General features: G+C 46.7%; 15 protein-coding genes. 6 read left to right on the top strand and 9 right to left on the bottom strand.

Going from position 1 to position 18244, the window contains the following annotated elements:
* The first annotated feature begins 259 nt into the window (after positions 1–259).
* The 6 genes from secA to KI655_RS09490 all read left to right on the top strand — a co-directional run bounded on the left by secA (position 260) and on the right by KI655_RS09490 (position 10484).
* Positions 260–2986, top strand: a complete 2727-nt coding sequence (gene secA / locus KI655_RS09515) for a preprotein translocase subunit SecA (protein ID WP_285404090.1) — start codon at positions 260–262, stop codon at positions 2984–2986.
* Positions 2987–3347: 361 nt separating this feature from the next.
* Complete coding sequence (gene mutT / locus KI655_RS09510; protein WP_285404088.1) at positions 3348–3758, top strand: 8-oxo-dGTP diphosphatase MutT; 411 nt, start codon at positions 3348–3350, stop codon at positions 3756–3758.
* A gap of 77 nt (positions 3759–3835) precedes the next feature.
* Positions 3836–4660 (top strand): 4-hydroxy-tetrahydrodipicolinate reductase, encoded by an 825-nt coding sequence (gene dapB, locus KI655_RS09505; protein WP_285404086.1) that lies wholly within the window; start codon positions 3836–3838, stop codon positions 4658–4660.
* A 482-nt stretch (positions 4661–5142) separates the two neighbouring features.
* Positions 5143–6282: a glutamine-hydrolyzing carbamoyl-phosphate synthase small subunit gene (carA, locus tag KI655_RS09500; RefSeq protein ID WP_285404084.1), complete on the top strand. Its 1140-nt coding sequence runs from the start codon at positions 5143–5145 to the stop codon at positions 6280–6282.
* Positions 6283–6298: 16 nt separating this feature from the next.
* Positions 6299–9529 (top strand): carbamoyl-phosphate synthase large subunit, encoded by a 3231-nt coding sequence (gene carB, locus KI655_RS09495; protein WP_285404082.1) that lies wholly within the window; start codon positions 6299–6301, stop codon positions 9527–9529.
* Between the two features lie 175 nt (positions 9530–9704).
* Complete coding sequence (locus KI655_RS09490; protein WP_285404080.1) at positions 9705–10484, top strand: TSUP family transporter; 780 nt, start codon at positions 9705–9707, stop codon at positions 10482–10484.
* Here KI655_RS09490 and KI655_RS09485 read toward each other — a convergent pair.
* The 9 genes from KI655_RS09485 to KI655_RS09445 all read right to left on the bottom strand — a co-directional run bounded on the left by KI655_RS09485 (position 10435) and on the right by KI655_RS09445 (position 18234).
* Complete coding sequence (locus tag KI655_RS09485) at positions 10435–11280, bottom strand: LysR family transcriptional regulator (protein WP_285404078.1); 846 nt, start codon at positions 11278–11280, stop codon at positions 10435–10437. The two genes, KI655_RS09490 and KI655_RS09485, sit on opposite strands and share 50 nt — an antisense overlap.
* 60 nt (positions 11281–11340) lie before the next feature.
* Positions 11341–11913 carry a flavodoxin family protein gene (locus KI655_RS09480; RefSeq protein ID WP_285404077.1) on the bottom strand — a complete coding sequence of 191 codons (573 nt, stop codon included), beginning with the start codon at positions 11911–11913 and terminating at the stop codon, positions 11341–11343.
* Positions 11914–11916: 3 nt separating this feature from the next.
* A complete protein-coding gene (locus tag KI655_RS09475; protein ID WP_285404076.1) occupies positions 11917–12330 on the bottom strand; it encodes a VOC family protein in 414 nt (137 codons plus the stop codon).
* 220 nt (positions 12331–12550) lie between these two features.
* Positions 12551–13171: a TRIC cation channel family protein gene (locus KI655_RS09470; RefSeq protein WP_285404075.1), complete on the bottom strand. Its 621-nt coding sequence runs from the start codon at positions 13169–13171 to the stop codon at positions 12551–12553.
* A gap of 74 nt (positions 13172–13245) precedes the next feature.
* Positions 13246–14106 carry a cobalamin-binding protein gene (locus KI655_RS09465; protein ID WP_285404074.1) on the bottom strand — a complete coding sequence of 287 codons (861 nt, stop codon included), beginning with the start codon at positions 14104–14106 and terminating at the stop codon, positions 13246–13248.
* 1 nt (position 14107) lies between these two features.
* The gene (locus KI655_RS09460; RefSeq protein WP_285404073.1) at positions 14108–15061 is read right to left on the bottom strand and encodes a cobalamin biosynthesis family protein; all 954 of its coding nucleotides are present in this window, start codon (positions 15059–15061) and stop codon (positions 14108–14110) included.
* A 10-nt stretch (positions 15062–15071) separates the two neighbouring features.
* On the bottom strand, positions 15072–15767 hold the full coding sequence (gene mtnN, locus KI655_RS09455) for a 5'-methylthioadenosine/S-adenosylhomocysteine nucleosidase (RefSeq protein WP_239841577.1): 696 nt from the start codon (positions 15765–15767) through the stop codon (positions 15072–15074).
* A gap of 133 nt (positions 15768–15900) precedes the next feature.
* Positions 15901–16329, bottom strand: a complete 429-nt coding sequence (locus tag KI655_RS09450) for a DUF1499 domain-containing protein (RefSeq protein ID WP_285404072.1) — start codon at positions 16327–16329, stop codon at positions 15901–15903.
* 147 nt (positions 16330–16476) lie between these two features.
* Positions 16477–18234 (bottom strand): sulfite reductase flavoprotein subunit alpha, encoded by a 1758-nt coding sequence (locus KI655_RS09445; RefSeq protein ID WP_285404071.1) that lies wholly within the window; start codon positions 18232–18234, stop codon positions 16477–16479.
* Positions 18235–18244: the final 10 nt, after the last annotated feature.

Raw genomic sequence — 18244 nt, 5'->3', positions numbered from 1 at the left:
CATCGGCAATTGGTAATAAAAGTTCAAACCACATCAAACAAATGACCTCATAAATGGTCGTTGAGGTGAAAATTACTTACACTAGATGCCAATAATTTTAACTCAAGCCTTGAAAACTCTACTCTCCAACACAATATCAGAGGTACTAGATTTATCTCAGTATCCTTGGTTCGTAACTAACACTAGTTCACAACTGGTAGAGACTGACGGCATTTAAAATAGATCGCGGACGATCTGAGAACGAAGAGATTCCAAGCACATGATTACTAAGCTGCTGACAAAGGTAATTGGCAGTCGCAATGACAGAACACTGCGCCGCCTTAGAAAAATTGTAAAAGAAATTAATAACTACGAACCAACGTTCGAAGCCCTGTCTGATGAAGAGCTAAAAGCAAAGACTGTTGAGTTCCGTGAGCGCTTAGATAAAGGTGAAACACTAGACCAACTTCTACCAGAAGCATTCGCAACAGTACGTGAAGCGTCTAAGCGTGTGTACGGCATGCGTCACTTCGATGTACAGCTGATTGGTGGTATGGTTCTAAACGCTGGTCAAATTGCAGAGATGCGTACTGGTGAAGGTAAAACGCTGACAGCGACGCTACCTGCTTATCTTAATGCCCTACCAAGCAAGGGTGTTCACGTCGTAACCGTGAATGACTACCTAGCTAAGCGTGATGCTGAGACAAACCGTCCACTGTTTGAATTCCTAGGCATGAGTGTTGGTGTGAACGTACCAAACATGGCTCCGCCTGAGAAAAAAGCCGCATACCAAGCCGATATCCTTTACGGAACAAACAACGAATTCGGTTTTGACTACCTACGTGACAACATGGCTTTCCGTGCTGAAGACCGTGTGCAACGCGAACGTTTCTTCGCGGTTGTCGATGAGGTGGACTCAATCCTAATCGATGAAGCTCGTACTCCTCTTATTATCTCTGGCCCTGCTGAAGATAGCTCAGATCTTTACACTCGTATCAATACGCTGATCCCTCATCTTGAACTTCAAGACAAAGAAGATTCAGAAGAGTACCGTGGTGAAGGTCACTACACCATGGACGAGAAATCGAAACAGGTTCACCTGACTGAAAACGGTCAAGAGTTTGTTGAAGAGCTAATGGTGAAAAACGGCCTGATGGAAGAGGGCGATACGCTTTACTCTCCAACCAATATCAGCCTACTGCACCACGTTAATGCAGCATTGCGTGCACACGTACTATTCGAGAAGAACGTCGACTACATCGTTACTGAAGAAGGCGAAGTGGTTATCGTTGATGAGCACACTGGTCGTACAATGCCAGGTCGTCGCTGGTCTGAAGGCTTGCACCAAGCTGTGGAAGCGAAAGAAGGCGTTAAGATACAGAACGAAAACCAAACGCTGGCTTCGATCACTTTCCAAAACTTCTTCCGTCTATACGAAAAACTGTCAGGTATGACAGGTACAGCGGATACAGAAGCATTCGAATTCCAATCGATCTATGGCTTAGAAACTGTGGTTATCCCAACCAACAAGCCTATGGTTCGTAACGACATGCCAGATGTGGTTTATCGTACTGAGGCAGACAAGTTCAACGCGATCATTGAAGACATTAAAGAGCGCGTAGCGGCAGGTCAACCATCACTAGTTGGTACGGTTTCAATTGAGAAATCTGAGCTACTGTCTAACGCACTGAAAAAAGCGAAGATCAAGCACAACGTATTGAACGCGAAATTCCACGAGAAAGAAGCGGAAATCGTAGCGCAAGCAGGTACACCGGGCGCTGTTACTATCGCAACTAACATGGCCGGTCGTGGTACCGATATCGTGCTAGGTGGTAGCTGGCAGGCAGAAGTTGAGAAACTACAAAATCCAACTCAAGAGCAGATCGACAAGATCAAAGCGGATTGGAAAGTGGTTCACGACAAAGTACTTGAGTCTGGTGGTCTACACATCATTGGTACTGAGCGTCACGAATCTCGTCGTATCGATAACCAGTTACGTGGTCGTTCTGGTCGTCAAGGTGATGCAGGTTCATCTCGTTTCTACCTATCAATGGAAGACTCGCTACTGCGTATCTTCACATCTGATCGTATGGCTGGTCTTATCCAGAGCGGTATGGATGAAGGCGAAGCAATCGAATCTAAGATGCTGTCTCGTTCTATCGAAAAAGCACAGCGTAAAGTTGAAGGCCGTAACTTCGATATCCGTAAACAGCTTCTAGAATACGATGATGTAGCGAACGATCAACGTAAAGTGGTTTACGAACTGCGTGATGAGCTAATGAGCTCTGACGACATCAGCGAGATGATCGAACATAACCGTGAAGACGTGTTCACGTCTGTGATCGATGAGTACATCCCACCACAATCTCTAGAAGATATGTGGGACATCGCTGGCCTACAAGATCGCCTGAAGAACGACTTCGATCTAGACTTTGATATTCAAGGTTGGTTGGACGAAGACGACAAGCTTTACGAAGAAGCACTACGTGAGCGTATCCTTGGTCTAGCGGTTGATGAGTACAAGCAGAAAGAAGAAGTGGTTGGCGCACAAGTGCTACGTAACTTCGAGAAGTCTGTAATGCTACAAACACTTGATGGTCTATGGAAAGAGCACTTGGCGGCAATGGATCACCTTCGTCAAGGTATCCACCTACGTGGCTACGCTCAGAAGAACCCGAAACAAGAGTACAAGCGCGAGTCGTTTGAGCTGTTTGAAGGTCTACTGCAAGTACTGAAATCTGACGTAATTACGATTCTGTCTAAAGTTCGAGTTCAACAGCAAGAAGAAGTTGAGAAGATGGAAGCGCAGCGTCAAGCTCAAGCGGAAGAAGCAGCACGTCGTGCACAAGCACAACACGCAACAGCTGAAAACCAATTGGGTGATGATGAAGCAGAAGCGGATGCTCCTCAGACAGTTGTACGTGATGAGCGTAAAGTTGGCCGTAATGAGCCATGCCCATGTGGTAGTGGTAAAAAGTACAAGCAGTGTCACGGTAAAATCAACTAAGTTTCTATGAATCGTCGCCGTAGCGCCTGATAGCCGCGTTGGTGGTACTCACTTACTATCGTAAGCTCCGTGCCACCGCCTTGCTCTCAAGCACTACAGCTTAGCTTCAGAAAAACTGAAAAATAGAATATAAAGAGTCGCTTAGGCGGCTCTTTTTGTATGTGAATTTAGTCGTTAAGCCCTTTGAGTGGCAACTCAATCGTCATTCCCTATAGCGAGGAACGAGCGTAGTAGGGAATCTTGCTTGGTTATTCGGCTTAACGATGTCGTGTTAGATCCCCAACTCAGTCGTTCCTCCTTCTTGAGGATGACGTAATTCATGGTTGAGTTGGCTATAGCGGTAACAGAAGGAACACCATCAATGAAAAGAATCCATATCGTAGCGGGAATCATCTTCAATCAAGATAAGTCGCAAATCTTCATTACCAAGCGCCCGAGTGATAAACATAAAGGCGGCTTTTGGGAGTTTCCTGGTGGCAAGGTTGAAGAGGGAGAGACTATTGAAGCAGCAATGGCTCGTGAGCTTGATGAAGAGATCGGCATTGCAGTGACAGAGCAGAGCCTGTTTGAACACCTAGAGTTCGACTACCCAGAAAAGTCTCTGAAGTTTGATTTCATCTGCGTCACCGCTTTTGAGCAAGAACCTTTCGGTAAAGAGGGGCAGCAAGGGCAATGGGTCGCCATTGAATCATTGCCAAACTACGAATTCCCAGAGGCCAACGTGCCGATTTTACAACGTGTAGTAAAAGAGTTTTCTGAAACGCTAGCCTGAGTCTGAGATTGTTGTTAGTTTAAAGAGACAGTGAATTTGAGTCGTTCTGCGTATTTCTGCGGGACGCAAACCAAACAATGGAGATAGATGCAGTGGTAAGAATTGCAATTGCAGGAGCAGCAGGTCGCATGGGTCGTAACTTGGTGAAAGCTACTCACCATAATAAAGACGCAACGGTTGGTGCTGGTTCAGAGCGTCCAGAGTCATCGCTAGTCGGCGTTGATGTGGGTGAGCTGTGTGGTGAAGGCCGTTTTGAGGTCGCTTTGGTTGATGACCTAGCTAAAGTGGTGGAAGAGTTTGATGTGATTGTCGACTTTACCGCACCTGTTAGCACACTAGCGAACATCGAACTGTGTAAGAAGCACGGCAAGAAGCTTGTAATTGGTACAACGGGCTTCTCTGAGGAAGAGAAGCAAGTTATCGCTGCTGCATCGAAAGAGATGCCTATCGTTATGGCGCCTAACTACAGCGTTGGCGTAAACCTAGTGTTTAAGCTTCTTGAAAAAGCAGCCAAGGTGATGGGTGATTACTGTGATGTTGAGATTGTTGAAGCTCACCACCGTCACAAGGTGGATGCACCATCTGGTACTGCAATTGGTATGGGTGAAGCGATCGCGGGTGCGATGGGCAATGAGCTGAATGACGTTGCGGTTTGGGCACGTGAAGGCATTACTGGCGAGCGCACCAAGGATGAGATCGGCTTTGCGACGATTCGCGCCGGTGACATTATTGGTGAACATACCGCAATGTTTGCCGACATCGGTGAGCGCGTTGAAATTACCCATAAAGCCACTGATCGCATGACCTTTGCTAATGGCGCTATCAAGGCGGCAGTTTGGCTTGATAGTAAGCCAGCGGGCTTTTATACCATGACAGATGTGCTTGGGTTGAATGAGCTATAAATAGATAATTATGCGCTGGCACTTGCCGGCGCTTTGTTTATTTAGCCAACACTAATGATAATTAAACCGAACTAAAGCTGTAAAAATAACCATAGTTTAGTGCTTTTTTTGTGTTGTTGTTGGTGTTTTTTGTTTGAAGTGGTGTTTATTGCGTCTTTGCGCTTCTTATTTATCGTTTGCGCTTTCTTATCAATATTTCTATCAGTCTAACTTTGAGTGAAAGACCACTTGAAGTTGGAAAAATCACGATTTCCCCGCCTTACCCCTGTAAAACTAGTACTTTTGAAGCTTTAAAGGAGAAAGTTGAACAAGTGGCTACAAATGTTTAATTTCTTTTGCGTTAAATGTTGACACATATCACGTGCATCACTAAAATACCGCCAATTTGTCTAATTTCCATAAACACGCAGTTTTGGGTGTTGCAGGAAGGTAGATTTGCAAATTAAATCAATTTTAATGCATTTTTATTTCTGGAGGTTGTCTTGAAAAAGTCAGCATTGCTAGTCCTAGAAGACGGGACAGTATTCCACGGTGAATCCATTGGCGCAGACGGTTCTGCTGTTGGTGAAGTCGTTTTTAATACCTCGATGACGGGGTACCAAGAAATCCTCACTGATCCTTCCTATTCTCAACAAATTGTAACGCTTACTTACCCTCACATTGGCAATACCGGAACCAATTCCGAAGACGAAGAATCTTCTTCAATCCACGCTCAAGGCCTTGTGATTCGCGATCTCCCTCTTATCGCTTCTAACTTCCGTAATGAACAATCCCTTTCTGATTACCTAAAGTCGCAAAACGTTGTTGGTATCGCTGATATCGATACTCGTAAACTGACGCGTATTCTTCGTGAAAAAGGTGCTCAAAACGGTTGTATCGTTGCAGGCAACAATATCGACGAGGCTCTAGCGCTAGCTAAAGCTAAAGAATTCCCTGGCCTGAAAGGTATGGACCTTGCGAAAGAAGTTACAACAAAAGAAGCGTATCAATGGAAACAAGGTTCGTGGACGCTTACGGGTGGACTTCCTGAAGCGAAAGCAGACTCTGAACTGCCATATCACGTTGTTGCCTACGACTTCGGTGCAAAACGCAACATCCTGCGCATGCTTGTTGACCGCGGCTGCCGCCTAACGGTTGTTCCAGCTGAAACGTCAGCGGAAGAAGTACTGGCTCTTAACCCAGACGGCGTTTTCCTATCAAACGGCCCTGGTGACCCAGAACCATGTACTTACGCAATTGAAGCGACCAAAGTATTTCTAGATAAAGGCCTACCAATCTTCGGTATTTGTCTTGGTCACCAAATCCTAGCGCTAGCATCTGGTGCGAAGACGGTGAAGATGAAGTTTGGTCACCACGGTGCAAACCACCCAGTTAAAGATTTAGATCGTGATGTTGTGATGATTACTTCACAAAACCACGGCTTTGCTGCTGATGAAGAGACGCTACCTGCGAATCTACGTGCAACGCACAAGTCATTATTTGACGGCTCTCTGCAAGGTATCCACCGCACAGATAAGCCAGCATTTAGCTTCCAAGGTCACCCAGAAGCGAGCCCAGGTCCAGAAGACGCGGCACCGCTTTTCGACCACTTCATTGAACTAATTAAACAGCACACAGCGTAATTCGGAGTAGTAGACAATGCCAAAACGTACTGACATTAAAAGTATTCTAATTCTAGGTGCTGGCCCGATCGTTATCGGCCAAGCATGTGAGTTCGATTACTCTGGTGCTCAAGCTTGTAAAGCGCTTCGCGAAGAAGGTTACCGAGTTATTCTAGTAAACTCGAACCCAGCGACCATCATGACTGACCCAGATATGGCTGATGCAACTTACATCGAGCCAATCCAATGGGAAGTTGTTCGCAACATCATTGCGAAAGAGAAGCCAGACGCAGTTCTACCTACAATGGGTGGTCAAACGGCTCTTAACTGTGCACTAGATCTTGAGAAGCACGGCGTTCTTGAAGAGTTCGGTGTAGAGATGATTGGTGCAACGGCTGACGCTATCGATAAAGCAGAAGACCGTTCTCGTTTCGATAAGGCGATGAAGTCTATCGGCCTAGAGTGTCCACGTGCAGACACTGCGAAAACCATGGAAGAAGCTTACGCTGTTCTAGATATGGTTGGCTTCCCTTGTATCATCCGTCCATCATTCACTATGGGTGGTACTGGCGGTGGTATCGCATACAACAAAGAAGAGTTCGAAGAGATCTGTCGTCGTGGTCTGGACCTTTCTCCAACAAACGAACTTCTAATCGATGAATCTCTAATCGGTTGGAAAGAGTACGAGATGGAAGTGGTTCGTGACAAAGCGGACAACTGTATCATCGTATGTGCGATTGAAAACTTCGACCCAATGGGTATCCACACGGGTGACTCAATCACAGTTGCACCAGCACAGACTCTAACAGACAAAGAATACCAACTGATGCGTAACGCATCTCTAGCGGTACTGCGTGAGATTGGTGTTGAAACAGGTGGCTCAAACGTACAGTTTGGTATCAACCCGAAAGATGGCCGTATGGTTATCATCGAGATGAACCCACGTGTATCTCGTTCTTCTGCTCTAGCCTCTAAAGCGACAGGTTTCCCAATCGCTAAAATTGCAGCGAAACTGGCTGTGGGTTACACATTAGATGAACTGCAAAATGACATCACGGGTGGCGCAACACCAGCATCATTCGAACCAACAATCGACTACGTAGTAACTAAGATTCCTCGTTTTAACTTCGAGAAATTTGCAGGTGCTAACGACCGTCTAACGACGCAAATGAAGTCTGTTGGTGAAGTTATGGCTATCGGCCGTAACCAACAAGAATCGCTACAAAAAGCACTTCGCGGCCTAGAAGTTGGCGCGACTGGCTTTGACGAAATGGTTGACCTAGATGCGCCAGACGCACTAACAACAATTCGTCACGAACTAAAAGAAGCGGGCGCAGAGCGAATTTGGTACATCGCGGATGCATTCCGTGCGGGTATGTCTGTAGATGGCGTATTCAACCTAACGCAAATCGACCGTTGGTTCCTAGTTCAAATCGAAGACATCGTTAAGCTTGAGCAAGAGCTTAAAGCGAAAGGCTTTGCTGGTCTGAATAAAGACGAACTGAACAAGCTGAAACGTAAAGGTTTTGCTGATGCTCGCCTATCTAAGATTCTAGGTGTGTCTGAAAGCGAAATCCGTCGTCTACGTGACCAATACGACATCCACCCAGTGTACAAGCGTGTTGATACGTGTGCGGCTGAGTTCTCTTCTGACACGGCTTACATGTACTCATCTTACGATGAAGAGTGTGAAGCGAACCCAACAGACAAAGACAAGATCATGATTCTAGGCGGCGGTCCAAACCGTATCGGCCAAGGTATCGAATTTGACTACTGTTGTGTACACGCATCTCTAGCACTACGTGAAGATGGTTACGAAACTATCATGGTTAACTGTAACCCTGAGACAGTTTCTACAGACTACGACACATCTGACCGTCTGTACTTCGAACCAGTAACTCTGGAAGACGTACTAGCAATTGCTCGCGTTGAGAAGCCAAAAGGCGTTATCGTTCAGTACGGTGGCCAAACGCCACTGAAACTGGCTCGTGCTCTTGAAGCGGCTGGCGTGCCAATCATTGGTACTAGCCCAGATGCAATCGACCGTGCAGAAGACCGTGAGCGTTTCCAAGTTGCCGTTGACCGTCTAGGCCTACTACAGCCAGAGAACGCGACAGTAACAACAATGGAACAAGCGGTAGAGAAATCTCGTGAAATCGGCTACCCATTGGTTGTACGTCCTTCTTACGTACTTGGTGGTCGTGCGATGGAAATCGTATACGACGAGCAAGACCTACGTCGCTACTTCAACGAAGCGGTAAGCGTATCGAACGAATCTCCAGTTCTTCTTGATAGCTTCTTAGATGACGCAGTTGAAGTCGATATCGATGCTATCTGCGACGGTGAGCGCGTAGTGATTGGCGGTATCATGGAGCACATCGAACAAGCGGGTGTTCACTCTGGTGACTCAGCATGTTCTCTTCCTGCATACACGCTAAGCCAAGAAATCCAAGACGTAATGCGTGAGCAAGTTGAAAAGCTAGCATTCGAATTGGGTGTTCGTGGTCTAATGAACACGCAGTTTGCGGTTAAGAACAACCAAGTATACCTAATCGAGGTGAACCCTCGTGCAGCGCGTACGGTACCGTTCGTATCTAAAGCAACAGGTGCACCAATCGCTAAGATTGCAGCACGTGTAATGGCGGGTCAATCACTTGAAGCTCAAGGCTTTACCAAAGAAATCATCCCACCTTACTACTCAGTGAAAGAAGTGGTACTTCCGTTCAACAAATTCCCTGGTGTTGACCCACTATTAGGCCCAGAAATGCGCTCTACTGGTGAAGTTATGGGTGTTGGTGCAACGTTTGCAGAAGCTTACGCTAAAGCTGAATTGGGTTGTGGCAACATCTACCCAGAAGGCGGCCGTGCACTTCTTTCTGTTCGCGAAGGCGACAAAGAGCGTGTTGTAGACCTAGCATCTAAGCTATCAAAGCTTGGCTACCAACTAGATGCAACACACGGCACAGCGGTTATCCTTGGCGAAGCGGGCATTAATCCACGTCTAGTTAACAAGGTACACGAAGGTCGTCCTCACATTCTTGACCGCATCAAGAACAATGAGTACACCTACATAGTGAACACAGCAGCTGGCCGTCAAGCGATTGAAGACTCTAAAGTACTTCGTCGTGGCGCACTTGCTGAGAAAGTGAACTACACAACAACGCTAAACGCAGCGTTCGCAACGTGTATGGCTCACACAGCTGACGCGAAAACAACAGTAACTTCAGTTCAAGAGCTACACGCTCAGGTTAAAGCTGCTGAAGCATAATCACTGTTAAACGGATATAAATGCCAAAGGCCGCTCAATAGAGCGGCCTTTTTTATGTCAGGTGCATTGTGAAACTAATCATGAAAAAGTGGAATAGGTCACTGTCTTGTGTTTCGTTGTTTTCATTTTTATTTCAGTGGTAATTTGTGTTCTCGTCGTTAAGGAGTGACATGACATGGACATCACCATTGAAATTCTAGCCATACTTTTCTTTGTAGCGACCGCTGCAGGCTTTATTGATGCCATGGCTGGTGGTGGTGGATTACTGACTCTACCAGCCTTACTCGCGGCAGGAGTGCCACCAACACAAGCACTTGCAACCAATAAACTCCAAAGCTCTTTTGGTAGCTTCTCAGCAAGTTGGTATTTTGTGCGTAATGGTATTGTGAGCATCAAAGAGATGCGCTTCGCGATACTGTGCACCTTTATTGGCTCTGCGATTGGTGCTGAACTGGTTCAATATATCGATGCCAGTTTGCTCACTAGCTTGATCCCACTGTTACTGATCGCTATCTCTCTCTACTTTTTGTTGGCTCCTTCCACTAAAACTACGGATGGGAAACAACGTTTATCGGAAGCGATGTTTGCACTGTGTATCGGTGGTGGTGTCGGTTTTTATGATGGCTTCTTTGGGCCGGGTACCGGCTCTATCTTCACCGTCTGCTTTGTTGCAATTGGTCACTTCTCTTTGGTCGATGCAACCGCACGTACCAAGGTCCTGAACTTTACATCGAATATTGCCGCACTGATCTTCTTCATTATCGCGGGTCTACCAATCTGGGAGCTTGGCTTGGTGATGGCTGTCGGTGGCTTTATTGGCGCACAGTTGGGCGCGAAGGTAGTGGTCACCAAAGGACAAAAGTGGATTCGCCCTTTGGTTATTGTGATGTCGATGCTAATGGCCTCTAAACTGCTTTGGGAACAGCATCAACAATGGATTCTATCAGTGTTTTAACTCGTGGTGATTGGTAGCTATTCGGACGAACACAGATATGAATAGGTCGAATTAGATTCTTCAGCTCCTCAAAACTAAACAGGTATTGAGGGGCTATATTGAGTGTTTTGACGATCGAAAGCGGAATCAAAGCGGGCCCAGTTCCTCCCAATGCAAGCTGCGCTGCCGCGGTATAGGCATCCATCTCCATTAAAGGCTTAACCCCAAACTTCTCCAACAGTGATAGCTGATAACTATTGGCAGGGTTGGTCATATCATTGGTGATCACCCGCGCTGGCAGGGTCTCTAAAGGTGTCGCGCTTACGATATAGAAAGGCTCATCAAACAGGTGAAAGGTCATCAGCCCGTGATGGGGAGGTAACACTCCCGCGCATAGCCCAAGTGTCGCCTTACCAGACTGAACTCGCTCAATGATTCTTGGGGTGTGGTTAGTGGTAATGGTGATGTATTTGTCGTGCTGGATAAAGTCTCCCATCATCTTACCGAGATAGCCTGCAATCAGAGACTTAGAGCTATCTAAGGTGATGAGGGTGGTATCTTCCAACTCTTGCTGCTCGTAAATAAGCCCTCGAAGTTCGTTGAAAGCGGGGCCGATGCTTTCGATCAGGGCAAGGCCATCAGGTGAGAGCTTTATTTGTCGCCCATTGGGTTCAATGAGCTTCTTTCCCAGTTTTTTCTCTAGGTTGGCAATCCGTTTGCTGACGGCGGATTGGCTGATGTACAGCAAGCTACCCGTGCGGCTCATGGTTTTGGCTTTGCTGAGTACCAGTAGGGTTTCGATACCTTCAAGTAACATAAGATTATTGATGAAAGTTGGGAATAATAGCCCCAACTTATCTCAATCAAAACGACGACTCTAGTGTTTGTTTGTCAGTTCTTGAACCAAAGTGGCGATTCTGCGGCCGTAATAGCGAGCAGTTTGTAAGTCATTCTGATTCACGCTCTCTTCTCCGTCATCAATACTCGACACCAAGCCGATGTTCGATCCGGTTCGATTGAGTCCCAAATTGTCGGTGTGCTTGGAGGCATCAAGACCAATCCAGAGCATCCCATGCTGACATGCCAGTGTGAAAAAACTCAGCAGTGTTTGTTGCTGCTCACCATTAAGACTGCCGCCTGTGGTAAAGCCCGCGGCGAATTTATTTCGCCAAGCCTTAGCACAGTAGGGCTCACTGCTGGCGTCCATAAATGCCTTAAATTGCGCGGCTGGGCTTCCCATGTAGGTCGGTGATCCAAATACAATCGCGTCGCACTCTCCAAGTCGCTTGAGCTTTTGTTCGTTGATGTAACGACCCTCTACAATTTCACTGGGTAACACCTCAATCATGGTGACGGATTGAGATTGAGTCTCGACACCTTCGGCGAGGGCATGAGCGACAGCTTTCGTTGCACCACACTTAGAGAAGAAAACAATACCTATCTGCTGCATGGTTTAATCCTCATAGCTGTTTTTCTTGGTGGAATCTTGAGTTAGGTACTGGATGAACTCCCATTCAACACCGCTGCGATCATAAAAGTAGATGCGCTTTCGATAAGAGTTTTCTTCACCAATATCATTCTGCTGATAGCCGTCACTCAATAAACGCTGCTTAACTTGGTCAACGTCATTAACGACCAAACCTATATGGTTGATCCCCACATCGAGATAGGGCGCACGATCGGTTTTTTCTCGTGCCACCATCTTTTGTAGAGCGATGTAACTGTTATCTGTGCCGATATGACACCATCGATATTGTGTTTCTCCACGATGGCGCACTTTAAATTCAGGGATCGCGGTTTGGATAAATTGGATCGCGTCATCAATATTGCTGACGGTGACATTCGCGTGTTCAACATAAGCCTGCATGGGAACCTCCAGTGTTCTCTAATTAGTAAACAAATAACTTTATAAAGTTATTTGTTTACTAATATAGTTCAAAAAACGACTAAGTAAACAAAAAAACTTATTTAATACCTATTGATGAGAGACGGAGTGAGATCGTGCGAGGGAGATAGGATATTTAGATATTAAAAAAGGCTCCTAAGAGCCTTTCTAAACGATCACTGTGACTGGACGTGTCTGATAACTATTTGTTTAGTGCAAACGTGGGTAAAGATAAGTGCCAGCGAATCGCGCCGAGGCGAATCAACAGGGTAGAGAAAACACCAGCTAGGAAAGCGGTCTCTGAGTCTTGCCCCATGCTAAGCGCCGTTGTGTGGAACACACCACCAATAATACATGCTGTGGCGTACACTTCGCTTCGTAGGATCATTGGAACTTCACGAGCCAGAACATCTCGGATAATACCGCCACCACAGCCAGTAATTACACCCATGATAATCGCGACTAGTGCTGAGTCTTGATAAATCAGCGCTTTTTCTACACCAATACCAACAAATACAGCCAAGCCTATTGCGTCACAGACAGGGAGAATCCACCAAGCGAGTCGTTTGGGGCGTCGAACGATGATCATTGTCAGTAGACAGGTAATAATGATGACCCACAGATAAGTGGTATCAGTGATCCAGAAAACGGGCGTTGCGCCTAACGCCATGTCACGAATCGTACCGCCACCAATGGCGGTAACACTGCCTAGAACTGCTACCCCAAATGGGTCCATTTTTAGGCGACCGGCGACAAATACGCCGGAGATGGCAAAAATTGCCGTACCGAATAAGTCGATAAAGTAAAGCAGCATGGAGTCCATGATACTGGTGCTCTTATAGTTAAAATTTGAGGGACAGATATAGCGCGAATTGTACGAAAAATCGCAATAAAAAGTTAGCGATTTTGGCGCGCTTTATCGAAGTAATCGCACACTTGTCGGATTGCTTGCAAAGTTCGTGTCGTCGGGCGATTTATCCAGTCTGAATTGAGCGACCAAAGCTGCTCTTTATCGACTGCAGGGATCTCGTTAGCCCAATCCTTCCACATGGTGCCATTCTCGATGGCATGACGAGAAGTGAAGATCACCTCAGGCTTTTTCAATACTACTTGCTCTATGCTCACTTGAGGGTATGAGGTTGCAGCATCTTCAAAGATGTTCTGGCCACCACAGAATTCGAACACCTCACTTGGCCAATGACCCTGTGCGACTGTAATGATCGGCTTTTCACTTAGCTGATAGAAGTATTGTACAGGCTCTGCATCTTTGTACTTTGCTCTGAGCTGTTCCAGTTGTTCTCGATATTCTTTGGCGTTGTTAAGGCCGACAGAAGGATCACTGGCGTATTCGCTTAGGTGTTCAATATTGCTAGCGATGCTCTCTAAGCTTTTGGTTTGTGAATAGTAGATATCCAAACCAAACTGCTCCAACTTGGCAAGCTCCCTTGGTGGATTTCCCGCTGGCCACGCTAAGATTAAGTCTGGTTGTAGGGCGATGATCTTCTCTACTTTTATGCCTTGGTAGTTGGCTACCTTAGGCAATTTATCGGCCTCTGGTGGGTAGTCACTTCTGTCACTCACCGCGATTAAGTTCTCTCCCAGTCCGGCGCTATAGGCCAGCTCTGTCGCATGAGGAGCAAGGCTGACGACACGTTTTTCAGCTACTGAATCAGAAGAAGAAGACTCAGCGTGAACCTGAGGTAGCCAAAAACAAACAGAGAGTGCAGACAGCACGGCACAAGAGGTGGCAGATTTCACGTTAAATCCCTTGGTGAATAATAAGTAGTAGAGCGCTTTGTAGCATCAGCCAAGCCAATATACGCCAAGCGAGCATCTTTTGCAGTTGGGATAAGTGGAGTGCAGAGGGCGCAATTCGGCCTCCGAGCTTGGCTCTGACTGCTTTGACATTGTCATAGATCGCAGGACCACCCAGTGATAGCTCAAGCTTGTTACCTGCTGAGGTGATAAGCCATGCGGGGCCCGGTAGTGGCCAAGAACGACTCTGAGTCAGCATCATCGAGAAGGTATTGCTTGCGTTGTGACCAACCACAATCATCAGTGAGAACAGTCTCATTGGAATGAATTCTAAAACCGCCACCACTTTAATGACACTTGAACCAAACGGCGCAAAGCGTTGTCGGCTTGGTGACCATGCGCGTGCCAATTCAACCGTTAAGCGATACATCAGGGCAGCAATGCCTCCGCCAATGGCATACCAAAAGAGCACACAGATGACGTTACGCCCGTAACCCATAATGAGTGTCTCGGCCGATGCCTTACCCAAGCCCAATGTGGACAGTGTGTCGGTTTGTCGATTGACAATCGGGGCGAGCAACTTACGTGCTTGTGGTTTGTTATCTTGGCTGAGCGCTCGAATAAGTTGGCTGGCTAGCTTCTCGTTGTTACGCCAATCAATGGCCAATAACAGCAGTGCCAGTTCAAAAAGTTGTGGCTGCCACATCAATGGCTTGAGGGCGATCAGCAGAATTAGGGCGGGGAAACACATCAACAACCAAGCTAAGGTTCCAGAGATCAAACTCTGTGAGTAGTTGCGATTATTGTTTACTTTGTTGGCAAGCAGTTCAGCGAACTTATGCCATAAGGTCACGGGATGAGCCGCGTGAGGAATAGGTAAAATTAAATGAAAGAGCAGTGCCCCCCACATTACGAGGAGCACGCCATTTGCAAATACCTGATCAAACAGTGTTTGCATCTTGAGTGACTTATTTTAGTAGGTCTACCATCTTAATCACCATCTCAGAAGAGCTCTTCGCTGCAAGAGGCAGGAACTCTTCAAAGCTCATTGGTGACTCTTTGTCTGCTACGTCAGAGATAGCACGTACTACAACGAATGGTACTTGGAATTGGTGGCAAGCTTGTGCGATTGCAGAGGCTTCCATCTCAACTGCTACCACAGAAGGGAAGTGCTTGCGGATGAACTCTTGGCGTTCAGCAGTACAAACGAAGGCATCGCCAGTACAGATTAGGCCACGTACTGCGTGTGTGTCTTCCATTTGTGCTAGTGCTTTCTCAGCAACATCCATTAGTTTCGCATCAGCTTGGAACGCCGCTGGTTGACCTGCCATTTGGCCGATCTCGTAACCAAATGCTGTTACGTCTGCATCGTGGTGACGAACTTCAGTAGAGATAACCACATCGCCTAGGTTTAGCGTTGAGTCAAAACCGCCTGCAGAGCCAGTGTTTAGTACAACGTCAGGTTGGTATTCGCTTAGTAAAATAGAAGTACCTACCGCAGCCGCTACCTTACCAATGCCTGATTGCAGTAACACAACATCAACACCATTTAACTGACCTGAGAAAAAAGTACAGCCGCCTTTTTTCACTTCTGTCATCTCTGTGATTGCTGATTTTAGGATCGCAACTTCTTGCTCCATTGCGCCAATGATGCCGATTTTCATGTGTAGTCTCTTAATAAGGTTGTTTTTACAATAGGGTGAAATTGTAGCATGGAAGAGAAGCATCAAGCGACAGCACTTGTGTACTTCTCTCTGGTACCCTTTCACTCTTTCTTACGTGACCAAGTGAGTGGGGTTACTGGATGAGCCCTGCTTTTGTTAGCTCTGCGCGCAGTGTATCGACTCGCTTACGGTTGACGCCGAAATCCGAGTGACCGGTACGAGACTCTGAACGAACCAAAAGGTTATTGTCTTCAACTTTGAGTTCTAAGTCATCGACAAAACGCATGATCTTGCTGGTAAATTCGACACGTAAGTAATCGTCATTCTTTACGGCTGTTTTGGTTCTAGGCTGTTGTAAGATGACCGCTTCAATCTGAGACAGGCTGACGCCATCAGCGAGAGTAAATGGAGCAATGTTGTGTTGTTCACGAGTGTCTTGAGTTGAGACACAGTTAGGCTTGTCGCCACATGGGTTTTTGGTTCTGTCTTCCATTGTTTGATTTCCTTGGCTACAGCCTGCGAGGCCGATAAGAAGGGTGGAGAGCAAGACGATTTTTTTCATTGTTTTTTCCTTTGTCTTTAATGGGAGTATACGGCTTACCCATTGATGATCGTCATAATACTAAGGGTTAATTATATGACTTAAAAAGGAAAAAGGATCCCTAATGAGATCCTTTTATTTTTAATGTGTTACCTAGAGCTAAAACGCCTAGTAGACATCACGCACGTAGCGTTTCTGCTTTTTGAGCTGATTGACGTACGCTTTAGCGCCATCGTCATCGAGACCACCATGCTCAGCAACAATCTCATGCAGTGCTTTATCGACGTCTTTCGCCATGTAGTAGGCGTCGCCACAAACAAAGAAGTACCCGCCACGCTCTAGCCAAGCAAATAGCTCAGCGCCGTTGTCGCGCATCTTATCTTGTACATACACCTTCTGTTCTTGGTCACGTGAGAACGCGAGATCAAGTCGCGTCAGTACCTCTTTCTGTTGCAAGGCTTCGATCTCTTCTTGGTAGATATAATCGGTAGCGCTATTGCGGTCACCAAAGATCAACCAGTTGTCACCAGGAGACGCTTGCACTTCACGCTCTTCAAGGAAGGCGCGGAATGGTGCGATACCTGTCCCTGGACCTACCATAATCATTGGCGCTTTATCATCTTCAGGAACTGCAAAGTTTTTGTTTGGTGCAAAGTAGCAAGGGACTTTCTTACCCTCTTCAACGAGGTCTGCAAGCCATGTCGAACAAGTACCGTTGTAGTCTCGTTCACCATTGTTGTAACGCACGCTGCCAATGGTGAGGTGAACTTCATCGTTATGTTTGTTTAAGCTTGATGAGATCGAGTAAGCGCGTGGCGCGATTGGTCTTAGCAAAGATAAAATATCAGCCAGTGACAACGACACTGTTGGGTAAGCTTTCACAAGATCGAGGATATCTTTACCCCAAAGGAAGTCGTTCAGTGCACTGGTATCGTCACTGCCTAGCATCTGGATCACTCGGTGATCGCTGGCTGCTTCTGCAAGAGCTTTGACTAGCTCTTTTGATGGCGTTCGGATATCTAGGTAACTGGTGAACAGCTCACGTAAGCTGTGGTTTTCGCCATTCCATGATGGCTTCTCATCACCGCTGAACTGGAAGTGATCGAGTAGCGCGCTCACTAGCTCAGGTTGGTTTTCTGGGATCACATTAAGAGCATCACCCGGTTTGTAGAACTCGCCCGAACCCTCTAGTGAAAGCTCATAGTGTACGATCTCTTTACTTGAGCCTTGTTGGGTCAGCACACGTTTATGTTTCAGTGTTGCTTGCAGAGGGTTCTTACGACCGTACTTGGATTTTTGCTTCGCTGCCGGTGATGAGCCAGATACCGCTTCGCTATCTGCGCCCTGTGCCGCGATAGCCGGTAGGGTAGCGATCATCCACTCTTCTGCAGGTTGTTCAAAGTCGATATCGCAGTCGACACGGTCAGTCACACGCGTTGCCCCAAGCTCAACCAATCGCTCATCCCACTCTTTACCTGCCAAACAGAAATCGTCATAGCTGGTGTCACCCAAAGCCAGAACCGAGAAGTAGGTGTTACTAAGTTGAGGTGCATTGTCACTACTCATGGTTTCCCACAAAGTCTCTGCATTATCTGGATGTTCACCCTCGCCGTAGGTACTAGTGACAATCAGAATACGCGATGACTTAACAAAGACTTGCGCGTCAACGTCATCCATATCTTGAACGGTGGCAGTTAAGCCGTACTCTTTGGCCTTCTCTGCAGTGTCATAGGCAACGCTCTCTGCGTTACCTGTTTGTGAACCATAGAGGATGGTTAGCCCTTTTACTTGAGGCTTAGACTCCGCATGTACAACGGACTCTTCCTTAACCAAAAGGCGTGAATGAAGGCCTGAAAAGAAGCCCGCCAACCAAGTTTTTTGGTCTTCATTAAATGGTATATCTTGTGGCAAATGAGGTACTTTCATTTTTCTTCCT

Source organism: Vibrio sp. D404a, assembly GCF_030248535.1.
In the GTDB taxonomy this organism is placed as follows: domain Bacteria; phylum Pseudomonadota; class Gammaproteobacteria; order Enterobacterales; family Vibrionaceae; genus Vibrio.
Note: the sequence above shows the minus strand (reverse complement) of the source record. Positions and strands in the feature narration are given on the sequence as shown.